Source organism: Citrobacter sp. S46_ASV_140, assembly GCF_018919545.1.
Classification (GTDB): domain Bacteria; phylum Pseudomonadota; class Gammaproteobacteria; order Enterobacterales; family Enterobacteriaceae; genus Citrobacter; species Citrobacter braakii.
Map to the genome: position 1 here is coordinate 1 of NZ_JAHLRC010000256.1, position 1,507 is coordinate 1,507.

At 56.3% G+C, this 1,507-nt stretch carries 1 protein-coding gene and 1 pseudogene; both read right to left on the minus strand.

The features are described 5' to 3' along the window. Positions 1 to 1,149, minus strand: a 1,149-nt coding sequence (nuoN, locus tag KQJ19_RS23535; RefSeq protein ID WP_216404272.1) for an NADH-quinone oxidoreductase subunit NuoN, incomplete at its 3' end; no start/stop codon positions are given. A 6-nt stretch (positions 1,150 to 1,155) separates the two neighbouring features. Beyond that, positions 1,156 to 1,507, minus strand: a pseudogene (locus KQJ19_RS23540) (NADH-quinone oxidoreductase subunit M); the annotation flags it as partial.

Below are 1,507 nucleotides of genomic sequence, written 5' to 3' on the forward strand. Positions count from 1 at the left end.
CAGAGACAGCATCATCACCGTCATCACCGCCGCAAGGATTGGGCGATGCCAGAACAGACCACGGTAGGAGAACAGAGAGTCTGCATCCGGGCCGCGGTACGGGCTGGACATCAGGCTGACCACACCGAACGCGCCGAGGCTGCTGAACAGATAACCGGCCAGGTAAACGCCAACCGCTTCCATCGACATCTCGCCGCTCTGCAGGGCAATCAGCGCCACCAGCAGGTAACCGAGGTGAGAGATAGATGAGTAACCAAGCAGACGTTTGATGTTGGTCTGGCTCAGCGCCATCAGGTTACCGAAGATAATGGAAGCAAAGGCAATCACACCCAGCACGATCCGTACCGCTTCGCTATCACCTACCGGTGCGTACAGGAACAGACGCATCACCACGCCGAAGATAGCGATTTTGCTCGCCGTCGCCAGGAAGGTGGAAACCGGAGCCGGAGCGCCCTGGTATACGTCTGGCGTCCACAGGTGGAATGGAACCAGCGAGAGTTTAAAGCCGAGCCCAACAATCATCAGACCGAAGCCCGCCAGCAGCAGCGGTTCTTGCAGCATACCGTCGCCGAGGCTCTTACCGAGCGCGACAAACGACAGGTTGCCAGACTGCGCGTACACCAGCGCCATACCAAACAGCAGGAAGGAAGACGCTGCGGCAGACAGAATGGTGTATTTGATACTGGCTTCCAGCGAACGTTTCTGACGGAACGCATAGCCAACCAGACCAAACAGCGGCAAAGAGATAAGCTCAATACCAAGGAACAGCGCCGCCAGATGATTAGCGTTAGCCAGCAGAATACCGCCGAGCGCGGCAATCAGCACCAGCAGATAGAACTCTTCCCGGTTGTCGTCGTAGCCTTCCAGCCACGGGTAAGCGAAGGTACAGGTGGCAAGACTCGCCAGCAGCACCAGCCCGGTGTAGAGCATGGCGAAACCGTCAACCCGCATCAGCGGGGTGACGTCCATAGCGCCCGCCTGGCCAACAAACCAGAGCGAAACCAGTGCGGCGTTAAGCCCAATGACCGACAGCGTGGCATTGAGGAAGTGATTGCGTCGCCACGCAATGGAGAGCATCACAACCACCACCGTCAAGCCGACGATCAGCAGCGGTAGCAGCGCAATCAGGTGTTGTGGAGTTATTGTCATGGCGATTTACGGCCTTGTAGTAGTAACGGAATTAACAAACCACTGCTGGATGTTGCTCATCGCAGAATGCGAGGTATCCAGAATCGGCTGCGGATAGAAGCCAAGCAGTACCAGAAGCACGACCAGCAACAGGATGATAAACAGCTCACGCAGCGACATCCCTGGCAGTTCAACACTGGCAATCTGGCTCTTCGCCTTACCAAAGTAAGCGCGATGCAGCATCGCCAGCGAGTAAACAGAAGCAAACACCAGACCAAATGTCGAGATCACGGTAATAACCGGAACCACCTGGTAGCTGCCGAACAGAATCATAAATTCGCCAACGAAGTTACCTGTACCCGGCATACCCAGCGTACAC